This is a genomic window from Klebsiella sp. 54 (assembly GCF_018223875.1).
Lineage (GTDB): Bacteria > Pseudomonadota > Gammaproteobacteria > Enterobacterales > Enterobacteriaceae > Klebsiella > Klebsiella quasipneumoniae.
This window is the reverse complement of the sequence record NZ_JAGRRA010000003.1, coordinates 39,643-63,406: the sequence shown is the minus strand read 5'-3', so window position 1 is coordinate 63,406 and position 23,764 is coordinate 39,643. Positions and strand designations below refer to the sequence as shown.

The 23,764-nt window shown below is 59.6% G+C and carries 18 protein-coding genes; 11 read left to right on the top strand and 7 right to left on the bottom strand.

Annotation, left to right across the window (positions count from 1 at the left end; genetic code table 11):
- Positions 1–7: 7 nt before the first annotated feature.
- Positions 8–850 carry a type II secretion system protein GspC gene (gspC, locus tag KHQ24_RS10015; protein ID WP_151629166.1) on the bottom strand — a complete coding sequence of 281 codons (843 nt, stop codon included), beginning with the start codon at positions 848–850 and terminating at the stop codon, positions 8–10.
- The gene (locus KHQ24_RS10010; RefSeq protein WP_192796526.1) at positions 835–972 is read right to left on the bottom strand and encodes a hypothetical protein; all 138 of its coding nucleotides are present in this window, start codon (positions 970–972) and stop codon (positions 835–837) included. Before KHQ24_RS10010 ends, gspC begins: the two co-directional genes overlap by 16 nt.
- 184 nt (positions 973–1,156) lie before the next feature.
- Here KHQ24_RS10010 and pulA point away from each other — a divergent pair, with 184 nt between their 5' ends.
- The gene (gene pulA / locus KHQ24_RS10005; RefSeq protein ID WP_151629168.1) at positions 1,157–4,447 is read left to right on the top strand and encodes a pullulanase-type alpha-1,6-glucosidase; all 3,291 of its coding nucleotides are present in this window, start codon (positions 1,157–1,159) and stop codon (positions 4,445–4,447) included.
- A gap of 60 nt (positions 4,448–4,507) precedes the next feature.
- Positions 4,508–5,065, top strand: coding sequence for a type II secretion system assembly factor GspB (gene gspB, locus KHQ24_RS10000; protein WP_004204426.1), 558 nt, complete (start codon positions 4,508–4,510; stop codon positions 5,063–5,065).
- A gap of 39 nt (positions 5,066–5,104) precedes the next feature.
- Here the strand turns inward: gspB and gspS are convergent, their stop codons facing one another.
- Positions 5,105–5,479: a type II secretion system pilot lipoprotein GspS gene (gene gspS, locus KHQ24_RS09995; RefSeq protein WP_023319765.1), complete on the bottom strand. Its 375-nt coding sequence runs from the start codon at positions 5,477–5,479 to the stop codon at positions 5,105–5,107.
- Positions 5,480–6,066: 587 nt separating this feature from the next.
- Between gspS and mrcB the strand changes: the two genes are divergently transcribed.
- From mrcB to fhuB, 5 genes are all read left to right on the top strand, one after another.
- On the top strand, positions 6,067–8,622 hold the full coding sequence (gene mrcB, locus KHQ24_RS09990) for a bifunctional glycosyl transferase/transpeptidase (RefSeq protein ID WP_023319766.1): 2,556 nt from the start codon (positions 6,067–6,069) through the stop codon (positions 8,620–8,622).
- Between the two features lie 234 nt (positions 8,623–8,856).
- Positions 8,857–11,064, top strand: a complete 2,208-nt coding sequence (gene fhuA, locus KHQ24_RS09985) for a ferrichrome porin FhuA (RefSeq protein ID WP_004204430.1) — start codon at positions 8,857–8,859, stop codon at positions 11,062–11,064.
- 45 nt (positions 11,065–11,109) lie between these two features.
- Positions 11,110–11,907 carry a Fe3+-hydroxamate ABC transporter ATP-binding protein FhuC gene (gene fhuC, locus KHQ24_RS09980; RefSeq protein ID WP_004204431.1) on the top strand — a complete coding sequence of 266 codons (798 nt, stop codon included), beginning with the start codon at positions 11,110–11,112 and terminating at the stop codon, positions 11,905–11,907.
- Positions 11,907–12,797 carry a Fe(3+)-hydroxamate ABC transporter substrate-binding protein FhuD gene (fhuD, locus tag KHQ24_RS09975; RefSeq protein WP_065878620.1) on the top strand — a complete coding sequence of 297 codons (891 nt, stop codon included), beginning with the start codon at positions 11,907–11,909 and terminating at the stop codon, positions 12,795–12,797. Before fhuC ends, fhuD begins: the two co-directional genes overlap by 1 nt.
- Positions 12,794–14,776, top strand: a complete 1,983-nt coding sequence (gene fhuB, locus KHQ24_RS09970) for a Fe(3+)-hydroxamate ABC transporter permease FhuB (protein WP_004204433.1) — start codon at positions 12,794–12,796, stop codon at positions 14,774–14,776. Before fhuD ends, fhuB begins: the two co-directional genes overlap by 4 nt.
- A gap of 174 nt (positions 14,777–14,950) precedes the next feature.
- Here fhuB and hemL read toward each other — a convergent pair whose 3' ends face one another.
- Positions 14,951–16,231 carry a glutamate-1-semialdehyde 2,1-aminomutase gene (gene hemL, locus KHQ24_RS09965; RefSeq protein ID WP_017900647.1) on the bottom strand — a complete coding sequence of 427 codons (1,281 nt, stop codon included), beginning with the start codon at positions 16,229–16,231 and terminating at the stop codon, positions 14,951–14,953.
- 180 nt (positions 16,232–16,411) lie between these two features.
- Between hemL and clcA the strand changes: the two genes are divergently transcribed.
- Positions 16,412–17,830, top strand: a complete 1,419-nt coding sequence (gene clcA, locus KHQ24_RS09960; RefSeq protein WP_211777255.1) for a H(+)/Cl(-) exchange transporter ClcA — start codon at positions 16,412–16,414, stop codon at positions 17,828–17,830.
- A gap of 81 nt (positions 17,831–17,911) precedes the next feature.
- On the top strand, positions 17,912–18,256 hold the full coding sequence (erpA, locus tag KHQ24_RS09955; RefSeq protein WP_002889275.1) for an iron-sulfur cluster insertion protein ErpA: 345 nt from the start codon (positions 17,912–17,914) through the stop codon (positions 18,254–18,256).
- Between the two features lie 81 nt (positions 18,257–18,337).
- Here erpA and KHQ24_RS09950 read toward each other — a convergent pair whose 3' ends face one another.
- The 3 genes from KHQ24_RS09950 to mtnN are packed head-to-tail and all read right to left on the bottom strand — an operon-like array spanning position 18,338 to position 20,492.
- Positions 18,338–18,964: a TRIC cation channel family protein gene (locus tag KHQ24_RS09950; RefSeq protein ID WP_004204437.1), complete on the bottom strand. Its 627-nt coding sequence runs from the start codon at positions 18,962–18,964 to the stop codon at positions 18,338–18,340.
- A 36-nt stretch (positions 18,965–19,000) separates the two neighbouring features.
- Positions 19,001–19,801: a vitamin B12 ABC transporter substrate-binding protein BtuF gene (gene btuF, locus KHQ24_RS09945; RefSeq protein ID WP_065878616.1), complete on the bottom strand. Its 801-nt coding sequence runs from the start codon at positions 19,799–19,801 to the stop codon at positions 19,001–19,003.
- Positions 19,794–20,492, bottom strand: a complete 699-nt coding sequence (gene mtnN / locus KHQ24_RS09940; RefSeq protein WP_004204440.1) for a 5'-methylthioadenosine/S-adenosylhomocysteine nucleosidase — start codon at positions 20,490–20,492, stop codon at positions 19,794–19,796. Before mtnN ends, btuF begins: the two co-directional genes overlap by 8 nt.
- Positions 20,493–20,575: 83 nt before the next feature.
- On the opposite strand from mtnN, the gene dgt reads away from it, so the two are divergent.
- Both dgt and degP read left to right on the top strand, forming a co-directional pair.
- Positions 20,576–22,090 (top strand): dGTPase, encoded by a 1,515-nt coding sequence (dgt, locus tag KHQ24_RS09935; RefSeq protein ID WP_004204441.1) that lies wholly within the window; start codon positions 20,576–20,578, stop codon positions 22,088–22,090.
- A 134-nt stretch (positions 22,091–22,224) separates the two neighbouring features.
- The gene (degP, locus tag KHQ24_RS09930; protein ID WP_004145870.1) at positions 22,225–23,658 is read left to right on the top strand and encodes a serine endoprotease DegP; all 1,434 of its coding nucleotides are present in this window, start codon (positions 22,225–22,227) and stop codon (positions 23,656–23,658) included.
- The last annotated feature ends 106 nt before the right edge of the window (positions 23,659–23,764 follow it).

Below are 23,764 nucleotides of genomic sequence, written 5' to 3'. Positions count from 1 at the left end.
TTGGCAATTATTCATCCCCCAGGGCGAAAACAATATCGTGTCGTTGGCCTTCCCGCTCAACGGTTAGCGTTATTTCGGTCATGTCGGCCAAATTCTGCAGCGCCTGTTGCGCTTGTTCCTGATCGCGTAAATCGATGCCATTTAAGGCAATCGCCAAATCATTTGCCTGTAGGCCGGCCTGGCGAAACAGCGAGGGGTCTTTGCCAGGATTAAGTCGATAGCCCTGCAGTTTGTCGCCGCTGAGTACCGGCGAAATCGTTAAATACATGAGGATATTTTGCGGCTGCTCGCGGAGTCGCTTCATCAGGGGCGGACGGGGCGCGGCGGCGGGCGATGACGACGGCGCGCGGGTATCGTTAAATAATAAAATGGCCTCCTGGCGCCCCTGATAGTTGACGATGATCCGGTCTGGCAGGATGGCAGCGATCTGCGCATCGTACCCCGGGGTGGTATCGCCGACGCTAAGGCTAACCTGCTGATTTCCCTTTTCAATAATCGCGATGGATCGCGCCGGGTTGCTGCTGGCGAGCAGCCCGGCCAGGCGTAGCTTCAGGCTGGAAACCGGCACCTGATTGAGGCTGGTGGCCGCCGCTGGCGCGGGGGGGGTTTTAGCCGCCAGGCCAAACAGGGTAAATGCGGGCCGTACGTTTTTTAATTCCGGTTCCGCTGCCGGAGGCGCGGTTAACGGCAGGGCGGAAATATCCTCAGAACTGACAGGGAATACCACCCGCCAGGTTAATTTCGCCAGCTGCGGAATGGCGGTTATTAATATGATGAGCGTCACAATTTGGGGTAATAATTTAATTATCCCTTTATTTATATTTGTTAACCCCATCACAGAAACTGGCATTTTAATTCCTTTGCTAATTTATTTTTCTGCACGCTGGCGTAATACCCTACCGAAACAGGTAGGTGATTATTGGTTTTTGAATGAATTATTGCCGGAGAGTGGCGATAAGCGTGGCGAATCATAATCAGTTTGCGGTTTGCGGTCGTCATTCCCTTTATTCATTTACTCCCCCGGCTTCCTACGCCCCCCTCTCATTTGTGGGGGATGATTGCGCCTGGGAAAGCAAAAATATCTAATTAGCGCGCTGTAAAGATAATCATCCTTTCTTACCTTTTATAATTTAATAAGCATATTAGGGACTATCGAATGCTCAGATATACCTGTCATGCCCTATTTATTGGATCGTTAGTATTATTGAGTGGCTGTGATAACAGCTCTTCCTCCTCTTCCTCTGGCTCACCTGGCGACCCAGGTAATCCCGGCACGCCCGACCCGCAGGATGTCGTCGTCCGTTTACCGGACGTTGCCGTCCCTGGCGAAGCGGTACAGGCCTCTGCCAACCAGGCTGTCATTCATCTCGTCGATATCGCCGGCATCACCAGCAGCACGCCGGCCGACTATGCCAGCAAAAACCTCTATCTGTGGAATAACGAAACCTGCGATGCGCTGAGCGCGCCGGTGGCGGACTGGAATGATGTCAGCACCACGCCGACCGGCAGCGACAAATATGGCCCTTACTGGGTGATCCCGTTGACCAAAGAGAGCGGATGTATCAACGTTATCGTCCGCGATGGCACCAATAAGCTTATCGACAGCGACCTGCGCGTCTCTTTCAGCGATTTCACCGATCGGACGGTATCGGTCATCGCCGGCAACAGCGCGGTCTATGACTCCCGCACCGACGCCTTCCGCGCCGCCTTTGGCGTGGCGCTGGCCGATGCGCACTGGGTCGATAAGACCACTCTGCTGTGGCCGGGCGGGGAAAATAAACCCATTGTGCGCCTCTATTACAGCCACAGCAGTAAGGTGGCAGCCGACAGTAACGGCGAATTTACCGATAAATATGTCAAGCTGACCCCCACCACCGTCAGCCAGCAGGTGAGCATGCGCTTCCCGCATCTCGCTAGCTATCCTGCCTTTAAGCTGCCGGATGACGTCAACGTCGATGAATTGCTGCAGGGCGAGACGGTGGCGATATCCGCCGAAAGCGACGGGATCCTGAGCTCCGCCACCCAGGTGCAGACCGCCGGCGTACTGGACGATACCTATGCCGCCGCCGCCGAGGCGCTGAGCTATGGCGCCCAGCTAACCGATAGCGGCGTGACCTTCCGCGTCTGGGCGCCCACGGCGCAGCAGGCCGAGCTGGTGATCTATAGCGCGGACAAGAAAGTGATAGCCAGTCACCCGATGACCCGCGACAGCGCCTCCGGCGCCTGGTCCTGGCAGGGAGGGAGCGACCTGAAAGGCGCGTTCTACCGCTACGCGATGACGGTCTACCACCCGCAGTCGCGTAAAGTCGAGCAGTACGAAGTGACCGATCCCTACGCCCATAGTTTGTCGACCAACTCGGAGTACAGCCAGGTGGTCGATCTGAACGACAGCGCGCTGAAGCCGGAAGGCTGGGACGGGCTGACGATGCCGCACGCGCAGAAAACCAAAGCCGACCTGGCGAAAATGACGATCCACGAATCGCATATTCGCGATCTCTCCGCCTGGGATCAAACCGTTCCTGCGGAGCTGCGCGGTAAGTATCTGGCGCTCACCGCCCAGGAGAGCAATATGGTCCAGCATCTGAAACAGCTGTCGGCCTCGGGCGTGACCCATATTGAGCTGCTGCCGGTCTTCGATCTGGCGACGGTCAATGAGTTCAGCGACAAAGTCGCTGATATTCAGCAGCCGTTCAGTCGCCTGTGCGAGGTCAACAGCGCGGTGAAGAGCAGCGAGTTCGCGGGCTATTGCGACAGCGGTTCGACGGTTGAAGAGGTGCTGACTCAGCTGAAGCAGAACGACAGCAAGGATAACCCGCAGGTGCAGGCGTTGAATACGCTGGTGGCGCAGACCGACTCCTATAACTGGGGCTACGATCCGTTCCACTACACGGTACCGGAAGGATCCTACGCCACCGATCCAGAAGGCACGGCGCGCATTAAAGAGTTCCGCACCATGATTCAGGCGATCAAGCAGGATCTGGGAATGAACGTCATTATGGACGTGGTGTACAACCACACCAACGCCGCAGGCCCGACCGACCGCACTTCGGTACTGGATAAGATCGTCCCCTGGTACTATCAGCGTCTGAACGAAACTACCGGCAGCGTGGAATCGGCTACCTGTTGCTCCGACTCGGCGCCAGAGCACCGGATGTTCGCCAAGCTTATCGCCGATTCACTGGCGGTATGGACCACCGATTATAAGATCGATGGCTTCCGCTTCGACCTGATGGGCTACCACCCGAAAGCGCAGATCCTCTCGGCCTGGGAACGCATTAAAGCGCTGAACCCGGATATCTACTTCTTTGGCGAAGGCTGGGATTCCAACCAGAGCGATCGCTTTGAAATTGCCTCGCAAATCAATCTCAAAGGCACCGGGATCGGCACGTTCTCCGATCGTCTGCGCGACGCCGTGCGCGGCGGCGGGCCGTTCGACTCCGGTGATGCATTGCGCCAGAACCAGGGCGTGGGCAGCGGGGCCGGCGTTCTGCCGAATGAGCTGACCACCCTGACCGACGATCAGGCGCGTCACCTCGCCGATCTGACCCGTCTCGGCATGGCCGGTAACCTTGCGGACTTCGTGCTGATCGACAAAGACGGCGCGGTGAAGAGAGGCAGCGAGATTGACTATAACGGCGCGCCAGGCGGCTACGCGGCTGATCCGACGGAAGTCGTGAACTATGTGTCAAAACACGATAACCAGACGCTGTGGGACATGATCAGCTATAAAGCCGCTCAGGAGGCAGATCTCGATACCCGCGTCCGGATGCAGGCGGTGTCGCTGGCGACGGTGATGCTCGGCCAGGGGATCGCCTTTGACCAGCAGGGCTCAGAGCTGCTGCGCTCTAAATCCTTTACCCGCGACTCGTATGATTCCGGCGACTGGTTTAACCGCGTGGACTACTCCCTGCAGGACAACAACTACAACGTCGGTATGCCGCGCAGCAGCGATGATGGCAGCAACTATGACATCATCGCCCGCGTGAAGGACTGGGTGGCCACCCCGGGCGAAGCCGAGCTCAAGCAGATGACCGCGTTTTATCAGGAGCTGACCGCGCTGCGTAAATCGTCGCCGCTGTTTACCCTCGGCGACGGCGCGACGGTGATGCAGCGCGTGGACTTCCGCAATACCGGCGCCGATCAGCAGACTGGTCTGCTGGTGATGACCATCGATGACGGGATCCAGGCTGGCGCCAGCCTGGACAGCCGCGTCGACGGCATCGTGGTGGCGATCAACGCTGCCCCGGAAAGCCGGACGCTGCAGGATTTCGCCGGCACATCGCTCCAGCTGAGCGCTATTCAGCAGGCGGCGGGCGACCGGTCGCTGGCCAGCGGCGTGCAGGTTGCCGCTGACGGCTCGGTCACGCTGCCGGCCTGGTCGGTTGCCGTCCTCGAATTGCCGCAGGGCGAATCGCAGGGCGCCGGCCTGCCGGTGAGCAGTAAATAAGGTGACGTGGGGCGCCCGTAAGGGCGCCTTCTCGTTATCGTGAGGGAACAGGAGACCGTTGTGATTGTTCGTGATGACAGTGAAAGAGGGATCCCCCCGCTGGTGGCGCATCAGCCGCCCACCACACTGGCGGACGCGCCGGTGGTCCGCGGCCGGATGGTGCAGATCCCTGGCTGGATTATCCCGCTATACGCCGGATTATTTATCGCGCTCGGCTGGTTTGGCGGCGAGCAGTGGCGTCACCCGGCACCGCCGCAAACGCTGCCCTTGCCGGTGGCGCATGCGGCGCTTCTGCCGTTAACCGCTGCCGGAGAGGCCGCGCCAAAGACGCCGCCGCCGGCGGCAAAAGCCAGCGCGCCCGCCGCGCCGGTGGTGGACAGCGATACGCTGCCGCCTCTGCGCTACAGCGCCCATGTCTACGCCTCGTTAGCGGAAAAGCGCAGCATTGTGTTAAACGGCAAAGCGTGGACCGAGGGCGATTCCCCGCTGCCCAATCTGGTGGTGGAGCAGATCCAGCAGGATGTGACGATCTTTAGCTTCAATGGCACGACCTTTACCCTCGCGGCGCTGGAGGACTGGCCCGGCGGGAAAATTGACGAGGAGCCGAAAGGCGAATAAGGAGCAAGCGCAATTCAATGCGCGTTGAAGATATTTTGCTTAGTCGCCGCGTAGGCTGGCAATAAAGGGAGCAAGCTGGCGATTAAATTGACTGCACTGTGTGGCTTCCGGGGTGCTGTCCTGTAAAAGCTGTTGGTAAAGCCGGTCGCTATTTTGACTTAACGTTGCCGGGTCAATATTTCCCCATCCGCGCGCTTTGCCTACATTCACCACCGCCCGATAAATAGTTTCATCGGCGGGCAGATCGCTACGATTACATTTATTCTTGAGATAGCGCGTTCCTGCCGCCACGGACGAGAGCTGCTCGAGCTGCGCCTGGCTACTGATGGCCGGACTGAGCGTTGAGGCGGGTTTCTGTTGGCAGCCAGAGAGTAAGGCCACCACGCAAAGCGGGAATATAAGTGGAATGCGCATAGTAGAGTAATCAAAATAATGAATCACTGGCCGCTAGTTTAACAAATATTTCCCTGGTGTCATCATAAAATATTATTCTACATAAATGTTAACAGCCTCTCATTTTTATTGGCAGAAACTCGATTCATCCCCTTTACTTCTCTCAATAATAAATGCTGTCGTCCAGGAAATATATTTTCAGTCTGAGGCGATGCCGCCGCATTTGGCATCAGGGCGAGCGTCATTTTTTATGTTATTAAAAAACATACTCTTTCCCATCTTGTTACGTAAGCACGAGGTAAAATGCTGGTTAAGAATGTCGCATTTTAGTGCTATCCTGTATGCCCTGAACATTACGTGCTATGTTCTGACTTATTCTGCCAGTGATGCGTTTAACACATTGATTTTATGGTGAATTTATATTGTTAGTATCATGTGAAGCGAAGCAAAGCAACCCTTTGAAAGGTGGGCGGCGCGTTCTGCCCGCCAGCAGGTTGTCGTCCTGAGGATGAGCAGCCTGAACGTTAATTTGAGAGATTTCTTCTTCCTCTGAACGGAGGAAGTATTGAGAATCAGGCCTTTGCGCCTGAACGTTGCGGAGAAAAAGCATGGCGGGAGATGACCGCGAGCCTATCGGACGTAAGGGAAGACCCTCACGTCCGACAAAACAGAAAGTCACCCGTCGCCGGGTCCGGGAAGAGGACTACGACGACGAGTATGATGACGATGATTATGAGGATGAGAAACCGGTGCCGAGAAAAGCCAAAGGCAAAGGTGGCAAGCCTCGTCGTAAGCGCAGCTGGCTGTGGCTGCTGGTCAAGCTGGGGATTGTCTTCGCGGTGCTGATTGCCGCCTATGGCGTCTACCTCGACCAGAAAATCCGCAGCCGCATCGACGGTAAAGTTTGGGAGCTGCCGGCTGCGGTCTATGGACGGATGGTGAACCTTGAGCCGGACATGCAGATCAGCAAAAACGAGATGGTGCGTCTGCTGAACGCCACCCAGTATCGTCAGGTTAGCGCGATGACGCGTCCCGGCGAATATACGGTGCAGGCCAACAGCATCGAGATGATCCGCCGTCCGTTCGATTTCCCGGACAGTAAAGAAGGGCAGGTGCGCGCGCGTCTGACCTTCGACGGCGACCATCTGGAAACCATCGAGAATATGGATAACAACCGCCAGTTCGGTTTCTTCCGCCTCGATCCGCGGCTTATTACCATGCTGCAGTCGCCGAACGGCGAGCAGCGTCTGTTCGTGAAGCGCAGCGGCTTCCCTGACCTGCTGGTGGATACACTGTTGGCGACCGAAGACCGCCACTTCTACGAGCACGATGGCATCAGCCTCTATTCCATCGGCCGTGCGGTGCTGGCGAACCTGACGGCAGGCCGGACGGTGCAAGGGGCAAGTACCCTGACCCAGCAGTTGGTGAAAAACCTGTTCCTCTCCAGCGAGCGCTCCTACTGGCGTAAAGCCAACGAAGCGTACATGGCGCTGATCGTCGACGCCCGCTACAGCAAGGATCGCATCCTTGAGCTGTACATGAACGAGGTGTACCTCGGTCAGAGCGGCGATAACGAAATTCGCGGCTTCCCGCTGGCCAGCCTGTACTACTTTGGCCGTCCGGTGGAAGAGCTGAGCCTCGACCAGCAGGCGCTGCTGGTGGGGATGGTGAAAGGGGCCTCGGTGTATAACCCGTGGCGCAACCCGAAGCTGGCCCTTGAGCGACGCAATCTGGTGCTGCGTCTGCTGCAGCAGCAGCAGGTCATCGACCAGGAGCTGTACGACATGCTGAGCGCGCGTCCGCTGGGCGTGCAGCCGCGCGGCGGGGTCATTTCACCACAGCCGGCGTTCATGCAGATGGTGCGTCAGGAGCTGCAGGCGAAGCTGGGCGATAAAGTAAAAGATCTCTCCGGCGTGAAGATCTTCACTACCTTCGACTCGGTGGCGCAGGATGCCGCGGAAAAAGCGGCTACTGAAGGGATCCCGGTACTGAAGAAACAGCGCAAGCTGGCAGATCTGGAAACTGCCATGGTGGTGGTGGACCGCTTTACCGGTGAAGTGCGGGCGATGGTCGGCGGCGCGGAGCCGCAGTTCGCCGGCTACAACCGCGCGATGCAGGCCCGCCGGTCGATTGGTTCTCTGGCCAAGCCGGCGACCTATCTGACCGCGCTGAGCCAGCCGAATCAGTATCGCCTGAATACGTGGATCGCCGATGCGCCAGTGACCATTCGCCTGTCCAATGGCCAGACCTGGTCGCCGCAGAACGACGATCGTCGCTTCAGCGGCCAGGTGATGCTGGTAGATGCCCTGACTCGTTCGATGAACGTGCCGACGGTTAACCTCGGGATGGCGCTGGGCTTGCCGGCGGTGGTCGATACCTGGACCAAACTGGGGGCGCCGAAGAATCAGCTCAACGCCGTGCCGGCGATGCTGCTTGGCGCGCTGAACCTGACGCCGATTGAAGTGGCCCAGGCCTTCCAGACTATCGCCAGCGGCGGCAACCGTGCACCACTCTCCGCCCTGCGGTCAGTGATTGCGGAAGATGGCACGGTGCTGTATCAGAGCTACCCGCAGGCGGAGCGCGCGGTGCCTGCCCAGGCGGCCTACATGACGCTGTGGACCATGCAGCAGGTAGTGCAGCGCGGGACGGGGCGTCAGCTGGGGGCGAAGTATCCGGGCCTCCATCTGGCGGGGAAAACCGGGACCACCAACAATAACGTCGATACCTGGTTTGCCGGGATCGACGGTAGCCAGGTGACCATCACCTGGGTGGGTCGCGACAATAACCAGCCAACCAAACTGTACGGTGCCAGCGGTGCGATGTCGATTTATCAGCGTTATCTGGCGAACCAGACGCCAACGCCGCTGGTGCTGACGCCGCCGGAAGATGTGGTCGACATGGGCGTGGACAGCAACGGCAACTTCGTCTGCAGCGGCGGGATGCGTTCGCTGCCGGTGTGGACGACGCAGCCGGATGCGCTGTGCCGCCAGGGCGAGATGATGCAGCAGCAGCAGTTGCAGCAGCAGGAAGCGAACAACCCGTTCAATCAGTCCGGGCAGCAGCAGCCTCAGCAGCAACAGCAACCGCAGCAACAGCCGCCGAAGCAGCAGGAGAAGAGCGACGGCGTCGCGGGCTGGATCAAGGATATGTTCGGCAGTAACTGATCTACGCCATAAGACCAGACCCCTTAAGACGAAAGTATTAAGGGGTTTTTTTACGTCTGTAAAAAAGTTAACGGCTCTTTAACTCCATAATAACTATCTGGTTATTAATTCAGCCCTCGACCCGCAGCGACAGGCATATCGCTTGCCTTGCCTTCGACGTTTCGCCTATTATATCGCCCGTCATAATAATAATTCTCGTTTACGTTATCATTCACTTTCATCAGAGATATACCCATGGCGCGTCCAAAAACTGCTCAGCCAAACCACTCGCTGCGTAAAGTCGCAGCTGTAGTAGCCACGGCGGTTAGCGGCATGTCTGTCTACGCACAGGCAGCAGAACAACCGAAGCAAGAAGAAACCATCACCGTCGTTGCCGCTCCGGCCGCCCAGGAAAGCGCCTGGGGACCGGCGCCGACCATCGCGGCGAAACGCTCCGCCACGGCGACGAAAACCGATACCCCGATTGAAAAAACGCCGCAGTCTGTGTCGGTGGTGACGCGCCAGGAGATGGAGATGCGCCAGCCGACGACGGTAAAAGAGGCGCTCTCCTATACGCCAAGCGTCTTCTCCACCCGCGGCAGTTCGACCACTTATGACGTGGTCACCATTCGCGGCTTCACCACCTCGACGACCGTCAACACCAACCAGTATCTGGACGGCATGAAGCTGCAGGGGAATAACTACTCTGAAGTCTCCATGGATCCTTACTTCCTGGAGCGCGTGGAAGTGATGCGCGGGCCAACTTCGGTGCTGTACGGCAACAGCAACCCGGGCGGTATCGTCAGCATGGTCAGCAAACGCCCGACCACCGAGCCGCTGAAAGAAGTGCAGTTTAAGATGGGCACCGACAATCTGTGGCAGACCGGGTTTGACTTCAGCGACGCCATTGATGATGCCGGCGTCTGGTCTTACCGCCTGACCGGCCTGGGCCGCAGCCAGGATGCCCAGCAGCAGATGGCGAAATCGACCCGCTACGCGGTGGCGCCCTCCTTTAGCTGGCGTCCGGACGATAAAACCGACTTCACATTCCTGAGCAACTTCCAGAATGACCCGGATGCGGGCTACTACGGCTGGCTGCCGCGTGAAGGCACCGTGGTGCCGTATTACGACGCCAATGGTAAGGCGCACAAGCTGCCAACCGATTTCAATGAAGGCGAGGCGGATAATAAAATCTCCCGCCGCCAGAAGATGGTGGGCTACAGCTTCTCCCATCAGTTCGATGATACCTTTACCGTGCGGCAGAACCTGCGCTATGCCGAGGTCGATACCCTGTATCGCTCGGTGTACGGCAATGGCTATGTCGCGCCGGGCTACATGAATCGCGCCTATGTGCGCTCCGACGAGCACCTGAACACCTTTACCGTCGATACCCAGCTGCAGTCTGATTTCGCCACCGGCGCGGTCAGCCATACGCTGCTGACCGGCGTGGACTACTCGCGGATGCGTAATGATGTGGATGCCGACTACGGGACGGCGGATCCTATCAGCATGAATAATCCGCAGTACGGCAACCCGAATATTCAGGTTACCTTCCCGTACGCGGTGCTCAACCGGATGGAACAGACCGGCCTGTACGCGCAGGATCAGATGGAGTGGGATAAGTGGGTCATGACCCTGGGCGGTCGTTACGACTACGCCACCACCTCAACGTTAACCCGCGCCACCAACAGCCTGGCGGAGAACCACGACCAGCAGTTCAGCTGGCGCGGCGGCATCAACTACCTGTTCGATAACGGTATCTCTCCGTACTTCAGCTACAGCGAATCGTTTGAACCGGTATCGGGCTCCAGCAGCAGCGGCAAGCCGTTCGATCCGTCGCGCGGTAAGCAGTATGAAGCCGGCGTGAAATATGTGCCGAAAGATATGCCGGTGGTGGTCACCGCGGCGGTCTATCAGCTGACCAAAGACAAGAACCTGACGGCGGATCCGGCTAACCAGGCGTTCAGCATCCAGACCGGCGAGATCCGCTCCCGCGGCCTTGAGCTGGAGGCGAAAGCGGCAGTTAACGCCAATATCAACCTGACCGCAGCCTACAGCTATACCGATGCGGAATACACTCACGATACGGTGTTTAACGGCAAACGTCCGGCGGAAGTGCCGCGTAATATGGCCTCCCTGTGGGCGGATTATACCTTCCACGAAACCGCGCTCAGCGGTCTGACGATTGGGGCCGGGGCGCGCTATATCGGTTCAACGGTCAGCTACTACAAAAATGACACCAGCACCGGTAAGAAAAATGATTCCTTTAGTGTGGCCGGTTATGCGCTGATGGATGCGACGGTGAAATACGATCTGGCGCGCTTTGGCCTGCCGGGATCGTCGGTTGGCGTCAACGTCAACAACCTGTTCGACCGCGAATATGTCTCCAGTTGCTACAGCGAATACGCTTGCTACTGGGGGGCCGGACGTCAGGTCGTCGCCACCGCCACCTTCCGTTTCTAACCACCTACGGGCGCGGTTCGCCGCGCCCTTTATCAGGTTATCGCTATGCAGGAACAGACTCCGCACGCAGAAACCACCTTCGCGTTGGATCGCGTCACTTTCCGTGTGCCTGGCCGCACGTTGCTCCATCCGCTCTCGCTCACCTTCCCGGCTGGAAAAGTCACAGGCCTGATCGGTCATAATGGCTCCGGCAAGTCGACGTTACTGAAAATGCTTGGCCGTCATCAGCCGCCTTCCGCAGGCGATGTGCTGCTGGACGGGCAGCCGCTGGAGAGCTGGGGCAGCAAAGCCTTTGCCCGCAAAGTGGCCTATCTGCCGCAGCAGCTGCCGCCGGCCGAAGGTATGACGGTGCGTGAGCTGGTGGCCATCGGCCGCTACCCGTGGCACGGCGCGCTGGGTCGCTTTGGCGCGGCGGACCGCGAGAAAGTGGAAGAGGCGATTGCGCTGGTGGGGCTGAAGCCGCTCGCCCATCGCCTGGTGGACAGCCTCTCCGGCGGCGAACGCCAGCGGGCGTGGATCGCCATGCTGGTGGCGCAGGATAGCCGCTGTCTGCTGCTCGATGAACCGACCTCGGCGCTGGATATCGCCCATCAGGTTGATGTCCTCGCGCTGGTGCATCGTCTCAGCCAGCAGCGCGGCCTGACGGTGATCGCCGTCCTGCACGACATTAATATGGCGGCCCGCTACTGCGACTATCTGGTGGCCCTGCGCGGCGGAGAAATGATCGCCCAGGGGACGCCGGCGGAACTGATGCGCAGCGACACCCTGGAACAAATCTACGGCATCCCGATGGGGATCCTGCCGCACCCGGCCGGCGCGGCGCCGGTAAGCTTTGTCTATTGATGATGACCCCGACTCAGATAACCCGACGCCGCCTGCTGACCGCGATGGCGCTCTCGCCGCTGCTGTGGCAGATGCGCGGCGCGCAGGCGGCGAACGTTGACCCGCAGCGCGTGGTCGCCCTGGAGTGGCTGCCGGCGGAGCTGCTGCTGGCGCTGGGCGTCACGCCTTACGGCGTGGCCGATATCCCCAACTATCGCCTGTGGGTGAACGAACCCGCGCTGCCCGACTCGGTGATCGATGTCGGTTTGCGTACCGAACCCAATCTTGAACTGCTGACGCAGATGAAACCGTCATTTATCGTCTGGTCGGCAGGCTACGGCCCGTCGCCGGAGAAGCTGGCGCGTATCGCCCCCGGCCGCGGATTTACCTTCAGCGATGGCAAACGTCCGCTGGCGATGGCTCAGCGCTCGCTGCTGGAGATGGCTGACCTGCTGGGCAAAACACAACAGGCTCAGCGCCACCTGGCGGAGTTTGAGGCGCTGATGGCGAGCCTGAAGCCGCGTTTTGCCGGGCGCGGCGACCGTCCGCTGTTGATGATCTCCCTGCTCGATCCGCGCCATGTACTGGTTTTTGGCGAAAACTGCCTGTTCCAGGAAGTGCTCGATCGCTTTGGCATCAAAAACGCCTGGCGCGGCGAAGCGGCGTTCTGGGGCAGCGTCAGCGTTGGCATCGACCGGCTGGCGGCGTTTAACGAGGCCGATGTGATCTGTTTCGATCATGGTAACGAGCGGGAGATGACCCAACTGCTGGCGACCCCGCTGTGGCAGGCGATGCCGTTCGTGCGCGCGGGGCGCTTCCAGCGCGTTCCGGCGGTGTGGTTCTATGGCGCGACGCTGTCGGCGATGCATTTTGCCCGCGTGCTGGCCGAGGCCCAGGGGAATCCGGCATGAATAGGCGTATTTCACCGTTAGCCATTATCCTGCTGGCCGGGCTGCTGGTTGCCGCCTTCGCGTTGAGCATCGTCAATCTCAATGTCGCCTTGCCCTATGCGCAATGGCGGCAGGCGCTGTGGCAGCCGGATAGCGATCGGATTGCCCAGATGCTGTTTCATTACAGCCTGCTGCCGCGGGTGGCCGTTTCACTGCTGGTGGGGGCCGGGCTGGGACTGGTCGGCGTACTGTTCCAGCAGGTGCTGCGCAATCCGCTGGCGGAGCCAACCACCCTTGGCGTCGCCACCGGCGCGCAACTGGGGATCACAGTCACTACGCTGTGGGCCATCCCCGGCGTGCTGGCGTCGCAGTTTGCCGCGCTGGCCGGAGCCTGTCTGGTGGGAGCGCTGGTGTTTGGCGTCTCCTGGGGCAAGCGCCTGTCGCCGGTAACGCTGATCCTGGCGGGCCTGGTGGTCAGCCTCTACTGCGGGGCGCTTAACCAGCTGATGGTGATTTTCCATCACGACCAGCTGCAGAGTATGTTCCTGTGGAGCACCGGGACGCTGACGCAAACCGACTGGAGCGTGGCGCAGCGCCTGTGGCCGCAGCTGCTGGGCGGCGCAGTACTCACGCTGCTGCTGCTGCGTCCGCTGACCCTGATGGGGCTCGATGACGGAGTGGCGCGCAACCTTGGGCTGGCGTTGTCTCTGGCGCGCCTCGGCGCCCTGACGCTGGCGATCGTGATGAGCGCGCTGCTGGTCAACGCGGTCGGGATTATCGGCTTTATCGGCCTGTTCGCGCCGCTGCTGGCGAAAATGCTCGGCGCCCGTCGACTGCTGGCCCGGCTGCTGCTGGCGGCGCTGATCGGCGCGCTGCTCCTGTGGCTTTCAGATCAGGTGATCCTCTGGCTGAGCAGGGTATGGCGGGAAGTCTCCACCGGCTCGGTCACCGCCCTGATTGGCGCGCCGCTGCTGCTGTGGCTGCTGCCGCGGCTGCGCAGCATCAGCGCCCCGGTGATGAACGGCGGCGATAACGTGCAGCCTGAGCGCTATCACGTGCAAGGGTTTGTTCTCGGGGGCGTCGCGTTGCTGCTGCTGGCGGTGAGCGTGGCGCTGGCCTTTGGTCGCGATGCCCACGGTTGGCTGTGGGCTCACGGCGATCTGCTGGAGCAACTGCTGCCCTGGCGCTGGCCGCGAGTGCTGTCGGCGCTGTTCGCCGGGGTGATGCTGGCGGTCGCCGGCTGTATTATCCAGCGCCTGACCGGCAACCCGATGGCCAGTCCGGAAGTGCTGGGCATCAGCTCCGGCGCCGCCTTTGGCGTGGTGCTGATGCTGTTCTTCGTCCCTGGCGACGCCTTTGGCTGGCTGCTGCCGGCCGGGAGCCTTGGCGCGGCCGGCACCTTGCTGATCATTATGCTGGCCGCCGGGCGCGGCGGCTTTTCGCCGCATCGGATGCTGCTGGCGGGGATGGCGCTCAGTACCGCCTTCACCATGCTGCTGATGATGCTGCAGGCCAGCGGCGATCCGCGCATGGCGCAGATCCTGACGTGGATCTCAGGGTCGACCTACAGCGCGACGCCGGAGAGGGTGGTCCGCAGCGGCGCGGTGATGCTGCTCCTGCTGGCGCTGGCGCCGCTCTGTCGCCGTTGGCTGACCATCCTGCCGCTGGGCGGGGAGGCGGCGCGAGCGGTGGGCATGGCGCTGACCTCATCGCGGATTGTTCTGCTGCTGCTGGCGGCCTGCCTGACGGCGGCGGCGACGCTGACCATCGGCCCGCTGAGCTTCGTCGGGCTGATGGCGCCGCATATTGCGCGCATGATGGGCTTCCGGCGCACGCTGCCGCATATGGTGATCTCCGGACTGACTGGCGGGCTGCTGCTGGTCTTCGCAGACTGGTGCGGACGGATGATCATGTTCCCGTACCAGATCCCGGCGGGGCTGCTGTCGACCTTTATCGGCGCGCCGTACTTTATCTATTTGCTGAGAAAGCAGAGCCGCTAACGCGTGGCGTTAGCGCGAAAGATCCCGGATAGCGGCGCGTTGCGCTTTATCCGGGCTACCGCACGGTGCCGTTTTTTTGTCGGGTAGCGGCTAACGCCTTACCCGACCTACGGTCCGTGCCATTGCGGGTTTGGCAGGCCGGGTAAGCGGAGCGCCACCCGGCATGCAGGGAGCTTACAGTTTGGCAAACACCCGACGCGCGGCGTCGATGGTATTGTCGATATCTTCTTCGCTGTGGGCCACGGACATAAAGCCAGCCTCAAATGCTGACGGCGCCAGGTACACGCCTTCCTCCAGCATCAGATGGAAGAAGCGCTTGAAGCGTTCGACATCGCACTTCACCACATCCTGATAGCAGGTGACAGTTTCGGCATCGGTAAAGAAGATGCCGAACATGCCGCCGACGTTATTGACCACCAGCGGGATCCCGGCGTCACGCGCCGCATCAAGCAGACCTTGCGCCAGCTGGTTGGTCAGCTCGGTGAGGGTTTCATGTACGCCCGGCTGCGCCACTTCGCTTAAGCAGGCGAAGCCGGCGGCCATGGCGATCGGGTTACCGGAGAGGGTACCGGCCTGATAAACCGGGCCGGTGGGCGCCAGAGCGTCCATCACCTCGCGACGGCCGCCGAAAGCGCCTACCGGCATCCCGCCGCCGATGATTTTCCCGAGACAGGTCAGATCCGGCTCCACGCCGTAATAAGCCTGCGCGCCCGCCAGCGCCACGCGGAAGCCGGTCATCACTTCGTCGATGATCAGCAGGGCGCCAAATTCGTCGCACAGCGCGCGCAGGCCCGGCAGGAACTCCGGCTGCGGCGGAATGCAGTTCATATTACCGGCGACCGGCTCGACGATGATGCAGGCGATATCCTGTGGATATTGCTCGAACGCCGCGCGCACCGAGGCGAGGTCGTTATAGGTGCAGGTCAGGGTGTGTTTGGCGAAATCAGCCGGCACGCCCGGCGAGTTCGGCTGGCCGAGGGTCAGCGCGCCGGAACCGGCTTTCACCAGCAGGCAGTCGGCATGGCCGTGGTAGCAGCCTTCGAACTTGATGATCTTGTCGCGGCCGGTGAAGCCGCGCGCCAGGCGAATCGCGCTCATGGTGGCTTCGGTACCGGAGTTCACCATCCGCACCATATCCATGGTCGGTACCAGCTCGGTCACCAGCGCCGCCATTTTCACTTCCATTTCGGTCGGCGCGCCAAAGCTCAGGCCGCGTGACGCCGCCTCGATCACCGCGTTGCGGATCGCCGGATGGTTGTGGCCCAGCACCATCGGACCCCACGAGCCGACATAATCGATATAGGCCTTTCCATCCACGTCATAGAGGTAAGCGCCATCCGCGCGTTCGATAAACAGCGGGGTGCCGCCGACGCCGGTAAAGGCGCGCACCGGCGAGTTAACGCCGCCGGGGATCAGTTCGCGCGCAGCATGGTACAGATTTTCAGATTTGCTCATGGCCAGGGTCCTGGTTCGTGAAAAATGTTTTATCGGCTATTCTAAGTTATTCCAGGATGGTTATGAAAGTTTTGCCCAATTGAAACAATGTGCCGCAAGGGCATTTTTTTGACGACGCAGCGCGCCGGGGCGGCTAAAATGCCTCTCTCTTCATTTGTATTACCAATAATTGATAACGGCATGAAAGCAGAAACTCCCTCTTTTGAAGCACATCAGTTCGTGCGGGTGCGTCGCGGCGATGCGGTGCGCCGCTTAATTCAGCGCGATAAAACGCCGCTGGCGGTGCTGTTTATGGCGGCGGTGGTCGGCACGCTGGCCGGGCTGGTGGGCGTGGCGTTTGAAAAGAGCGTGTACTGGGTGCAGAACCAGCGGATCGGCGCGCTGGCGCAGGTAGCGGACCACTGGTATCTGGTCTGGCCGCTGGCGTTTATCTTGTCGGCGCTGCTGGCGATGGTCGGCTATTTCCTCGTGCGCCGCTTTGCGCCGGAGGCTGGCGGATCGGGGATCCCTGAGATCGAAGGGGCGCTGGAGGAGCTGCGGCCGGTGCGCTGGTGGCGCGTGCTGCCGGTTAAATTCATCGGCGGCATGGGGACCCTGGGCGCCGGAATGGTGCTGGGACGCGAAGGGCCGATGGTGCAGCTTGGCGGCAACATTGGGCGCATGGTGTTGGATATTTTCCGCATGCGCAGTCCGGAAGCGCGGCACACGCTGCTGGCGACCGGCGCGGCATCGGGTCTCTCAGCGGCTTTTAACGCGCCGCTGGCTGGTATCCTGTTTATCATCGAAGAGATGCGCCCGCAGTTCCGCTACAACCTGATCTCCATTAAAGCGGTATTTACCGGCGTGATCATGTCGAGCATTGTGTTTCGCATTTTTAACGGCGAGGCGGCAATTATAGAGGTGGGCAAGCTGAGCAATGCCCCGGTGAACACTCTGTGGCTGTACCTGGTGCTGGGGATGCTGTTTGGCTGCTTCGGCCCGCTGTTTAATTTTCTGGTGCTGCGCACCCAGGATCTGTTCCAGCGCATTCACGGCGGCAACATCAAAAAATGGGTGTTAATGGGCGGGATCATCGGCGGGCTTTGCGGTCTGCTGGGGCTGATGCAGCCCTCCGCGGTGGGCGGTGGCTTTAACCTGATCCCCATCGCCGCCGCCGGTAACTTCTCCGTCGGTTTGCTGCTGTTTATCTTTATTGCCCGCGTGGTGACCACGCTGATCTGCTTCTCCTCCGGCGCGCCGGGGGGCATCTTCGCCCCGATGCTGGCGCTCGGCACGCTGCTGGGCACGGCGTTCGGCATGGCGGCTATCCCGCTGTTTCCGTCCTACCATCTCGATGCCGGCACCTTCGCTATCGCCGGCATGGGCGCGCTGCTCGCCGCCTCGGTGCGCGCGCCGCTGACCGGGATTGTGCTGGTGCTGGAGATGACCGATAACTATCAGCTCATTTTGCCAATGATTATTACCTGCCTTGGCGCAACACTACTGGCGCAATTCCTCGGCGGTAAGCCTTTGTATTCGACCATTCTGCAACGTACTCTGGCGAAGCAGGAGGCCGAGCAGGCGGCAAAAGCGCAGCAGGCGCCCCGGGAGAATACTTGAACGATTTACCAGGGTATTAGATAATGGCTCAAAAGGCCCGGTTATTCTTTAACCGGCCGGAAGTATCAATGGGAGCAAAAAATGAGTGATGACGTAGCGTTGCCGCTGGAGTTTACCGAAGCCGCAGCCAATAAAGTAAAACACCTGATTGCGGATGAAGATAATCCGAACCTGAAACTGCGCGTGTATATTACCGGCGGCGGTTGCAGCGGTTTCCAGTATGGCTTCACCTTCGACGATCAGGTGAACGAAGGGGATATGACCATTGAGAAACAGGGTGTCGGCCTGGTGGTTGACCCAATGAGCCTGCAGTATCTGGTCGGCGGCTCTGTCGACTATACCGAAGGGCTGGAAGGTTCGCGCTTTATCGTGACCAACCCGAACGCGAAAAGCACCTGCGGCTGCGGATCCTCGTTCAGCGTGTAAAGCGAGTGCGACCGGGCGTCTTCCCCTTCTGCGAGAGGGCGCCAACGTTAAAAACGGTAACCTCAGGTTACCGTTTTGCTTTTATGACCGTCCGTTATCGTCCAGCGCAAACGTCGGCAGCTTCAGGTGCCAGCGGATCGCCGCCAGACGAATCACCAGGGTCACCACCATCCCCATCATCGCCGAATTCTCCAGCGGGAGATGAAAGGTGTCGTGCGCGGTGGCGTGGACAATGCCGCCCACAATACAGGCGGTGGCGTAGATCTCGGTGCGCAGAATCATAGGAATTTCGCGCGCCAGCACGTCGCGGATTATCCCGCCGCCAACGCCGGTCACCACGCCCATGCACACCGCGACCAGCGGGCCGCTGCCGGCGAGAAACGCTTTATTCACCCCGATGCCGACAAACACCGCCAGACCGACGGCATCAAGAACGGGCAGGATCCATTTCGGCAGCCGGCGCGGCTGGCGGACCAGCAGGATGGTCAGCATGCTGGTGACCATCGCCACCACCAGATCGGTGGGATCTTTGACCCAGAATACCGGGCCATTCGCCAGCGCCATATCGCGGATGGTACCGCCGCCCACCGCCGTCACCACGCCTAACACCAGCACGCCGAATGGGTCCATACGCAATTTCCCCGCCAGCAGAACGCCGGAGATCGCGAAGACAGCTGTGCCAATAATATCCAGCCAATAGACAAGCATCGTTGATTCCCACTGAACATCCGGTATGCCGGATGGTTATTTTACCTGGTCGAGCGCCGCACAAAGTTGTTTGGCGGCGAGGATAATACGTGGGCTTGCGCGTTCAAACCAGTCGCTGTGTAACGCAATCAACGAAATGGTGAGCTGATGTTGCCAAAAGCGCTGCGCTTCGGCGATGCGGCTGGCGTCGCCGGTCACCACAATCGCCTGCGGCTGACGGGCCAGCACCTGTTCGCGGCTCACCTGCGGCCAGGGAACGCGGCTGGCGGAAAAGATATTCTCGCCGCCGCACAGCCTCAGCACCTGATCCTGAATTGAGCCGGGGCCGCTGGTGAATAGCGGTGCGGAACCGAACTGCAGGAAGACGCGTTTCTTCGGCGCGCTGGCATAGCGCGCTTTCAGCGCATCGTATTCCTGCTGCATCGCCTGCGCCGCCTGCTGTGCTTTTTCCGGCTGTGGGCTCCACTGCGCCAGCTGACGCAGGGTGGCGATGATCTCTTCGATGGTCGAAGTCTGTACCCACAGGACGTGGATCCCCAGCGACTGCAGCTGGTTAACCTGACGTTCGGCATTACCCCCGCGCCAGGCCAGCACCAGGTCTGGCTTGAGCGCTACGATGCGCTCCAGGTTCATTCCCTGCCAGCTGGCAACTTGCTCAATCGTTTTGGCCTGCGGCGGATAATCGGAATAACTGCTGACGCCGACCGGCGTGATCCCGGCGGCAAAGGCCAGTTCGGTATTGGCGGGGGAGAGGGTGATCACCCGCGGCGCGGCCAGCAGCCACGCCGGGGCGAGTAACAGCAGCGCGGCAAGCGCGAAGGAGAGCGACTTAGCCACGTGCCAGGTTCTGTACCAGATTCTCCACCATCAGGGTGGACTGTCTGGCGGCGACCGCAAGGAACTCCTCAAAGCTGAGGTGAGACTGCTGGTCGGCCACATCGGAGATGGCGCGAACCACCACGAAAGGAACCTTAAAGTTATGGCAGACGTGAGCGATGGCGGTCGCTTCCATTTCCACAGCGATCGCCTGCGGGAAATTATGGCGGATCTTCGCCAGACCGACAGAGCCGTTAATGAAGGCATCACCGCTGACGATCAGGCCGCGAACGGCATTGAGATCTAACGCGTTAATGCAGCTCTCCGCCGCGGCCACCAGTTTTTCGTCCGCTTTAAAGCCGGCCGGACAGCCAGGCAACTGGCCGTACTCATAGCCGAAGGCGGTGACGTCGGCGTCGTGGTAGCGCGCTTCATCGGAGACGACGATATCGCCGACCTTCAGCGTCGGCGCCAGGCCGCCGGCAGAGCCGGTATTAATGATCACGTCAGGCTGGCAGCGCTCCAGCAGCAGGGTCGCGCCCATCGCCGCCGCCACTTTCCCGATACCAGACTTCAGCAGCGCGACGTCAACGCCGTGAAGTTGGCCGGTATAGATTTCGCTCCCGCCAATAGTGATAGTCTGGCGGTTTTCGATTTTGTCGCGCAGAAGGGTAACTTCCTCTTCCATAGCGCCAATAATGCCAATTTTCATAGATTTACTCGCGATGTGTCAGGTTTAGTTGCATAGTCTATCATGCGCTTAAGGGGAAGCGTATTGCTCGCGCGGGAGAGGCTATGGCAAAGATTGATTTTCGCAACAAGATAAACTGGCGTCGACGCTTCCGTTCGCCGCCGCGTGTCGAGACGGAGCGCGACATCCTGCGGATCTTCGAAAGCGATCGGGGACGGATCGTCAACTCGCCGGCAATCCGTCGCTTACAGCAAAAAACTCAGGTCTTCCCGCTGGAGCGCAACGCGGCGGTGCGTACCCGCCTGACCCACTCGCTGGAGGTGCAGCAGGTGGGACGCTATATCGCCAAAGAGGTGCTGAGCCGGCTGAAAGAGCTGAGGCTACTGGAGGAGTATGGCCTGGAAGAGCTGACCGGGCCATTCGAGAGCGTGGTGGAGATGGCCTGCCTGATGCACGATATCGGCAATCCCCCGTTTGGCCATTTTGGCGAGGCGGCGATTAACGACTGGTTCCGCCAGCGTCTGGCGCCCGGCGATGCGCTCGGGCAGCCGCTGACCGACGATCGCTGTGAAGTGCAGGCATTACGCTTGCATGAAGGGGAAACGTCGCTTAACGCGCTGCGCCGCAAAGTGCGCCAGGATCTCTGCAGCTTTGAGGGCAACGCCCAGGGCATTCGTCTGGTCCATACGCTGATGCGCATGAATCTGACCTGGGCGCAGGTCGGCTGTATTCTGAAATATACTCGGCCGGCGTGGTGGTCTGAGGCGACGCCAGCCAGCCACAGCTATTTAATGAAAAAGCCTGGCTACTATTTAGCCGAAGAGGAGTATGTGGCGCGCCTGCGTAAAGAACTGGATCTGGCGCCTTACAATCGGTTCCCATTAACCTGGATTATGGAAGCCGCGGATGACATCTCATATTGCGTCGCGGATCTCGAGGACGCGGTGGAAAAACGTATTTTCAGCGCTGAGCAGCTTTATCAGCATCTTTACGACGCCTGGGGCTGCCATGAAAAAGGATCGTTATTCTCACAGGTAGTGGAAAATGCCTGGGAGAAATCACGAGCCAATTCCCTGAAACAGAGCGCGGAAGATCAGTTTTTTATGTATTTGCGGGTGAACACGCTGAATAAGCTAGTGCCCTACGCGGCGCGCCGATTTATTGACAACCTGCCGGCCATCTTTACGGGCGACTTTAATCATGCGCTGCTCGAGGACGACAGCGATTGCAGTCAGCTGCTGGAGCTTTATAAAAATGTGGCGATGAAACAGGTGTTTAGCCATCCGGATGTCGAGCAGCTGGAATTGCAGGGCTACCGGGTGATCAGTGGCCTGCTGGATATCTATCAGCCGCTGCTGAAATTATCGCTCGAGGATTTCAGCGAATTAGTGGCGCAGGAGCGGGTACGGCGTTTACCCATTGCCTCCCGGCTGTATCAGAAACTATCAACCCGCCACCGGCTGGCCTATGTGGAAGCGGTAAATAAGCTGGCGCGCACGGCGCCTGAATTTGCGCTGATGGAATACTATTATCGCTGCCGTCTGATTCAGGATTATATCAGCGGGATGACGGATTTGTATGCGTGGGATGAATATCGGCGGCTAATGGCGGTGGAATAAGCTGGAGTTTTGTAAAGATGGACAATAAATTTTTACTTTTTCCAGAAACTTAATTCCGGAACTTAGCGCTATAAAATGACTCTGATAGTCACGTACACAGCAACTTTCGTTTTCTGATATTGAGATTGAAACTGATGAAAAAAACCACGTTAGCAATGAGTGCACTGGCTCTGAGTTTAGGTCTGGCGTTGTCCCCGCTCTCTGCGAGCGCGGCAGAAACGGCATCTTCGGCCACTAATGCACAGCAGATGCCAAGCCTGGCCCCGATGCTGGAGAAGGTGATGCCGTCGGTGGTGAGCATTAACGTTGAAGGTAGCACCACCGTTAATACCCCACGGATGCCACGTAACTTCCAGCAGTTCTTTGGCGATAATTCGCCGTTCTGCCAGGACGGTTCTCCTTTCCAGAGTTCGCCGTTTTGCCAGGGCGGCGGACAGGGCGGTCAGCCTGACGGCGGCCAGCAGCAGAAATTTATGGCGCTGGGCTCCGGCGTGATCATTGATGCGGCCAAGGGGTATGTGGTGACCAACAACCACGTCGTGGACAACGCCACCACAATTAAGGTTCAACTGAGCGATGGCCGTAAGTTTGATGCCAAAGTGGTTGGCAAAGATCCGCGCTCTGATATCGCGCTGATTCAGATTCAGGATCCGAAAAACCTGACGGCGATTAAGCTCGCCGACTCTGACGCGCTGCGCGTTGGCGACTACACCGTGGCTATCGGTAACCCGTTCGGTCTGGGCGAAACCGTGACCTCCGGGATTGTTTCCGCGCTGGGTCGTAGCGGCCTGAACGTGGAAAACTACGAAAACTTTATCCAGACCGATGCGGCGATTAACCGCGGGAACTCCGGCGGCGCCCTGGTGAACCTCAACGGCGAGCTGATCGGCATCAACACCGCCATTCTGGCGCCGGACGGCGGCAACATCGGTATCGGTTTTGCTATCCCAAGCAACATGGTGAAAAACCTGACCGAGCAGATGGTGAAATATGGCCAGGTGAAACGCGGCGAGCTCGGCATCATGGGGACCGAACTGAACTCTGAGCTGGCGAAAGCGATGAAAGTCGACGCCCAGCGCGGCGCCTTTGTCAGCCAGGTGATGCCGGGTTCGGCGGCCGCGAAAGCGGGCATTAAAGCCGGCGACGTGATCACCTCTCTCAACGGGAAGGCGATCAGCAGCTTCGCCGCGCTGCGTGCCCAGGTCGGCACCATGCCTATCGGCAGCAAAGTTGAGCTTGGTCTGCTGCGCGACGGCAAACCGGTGACCGTGACCGTCGAACTGCAGCAGAGCAACCAGACCCAGGTTGACTCCAGCACCATCTTCAACGGGATTGAAGGGGCGGAAATGAGCAACAAGGGTCAGGACAAAGGTGTGGTGGTCAATAATGTGAAAGCCGGTACCCCGGCGGCGCAGATTGGCCTCAAGAAAGGCGACGTCATCGTCGGGGCGAACCAGCAGCCGGTGAAAAACATCGCCGATCTGCGGAAAATCTTCGACGCCAAACCGTCCGTGCTGGCGCTGAACATTCAGCGCGGCGACGCCTCTATCTATCTGCTGCTGCAGTAACAGTCAGCGCTCGCTCTCCAGCCCCTTCCCTCGCCGAGGGCAGGGGCTTTTTTTCGTTCTGTGACCGCTTCCACAACTCCACATATCTCACCCGGGCTTCGGGCAT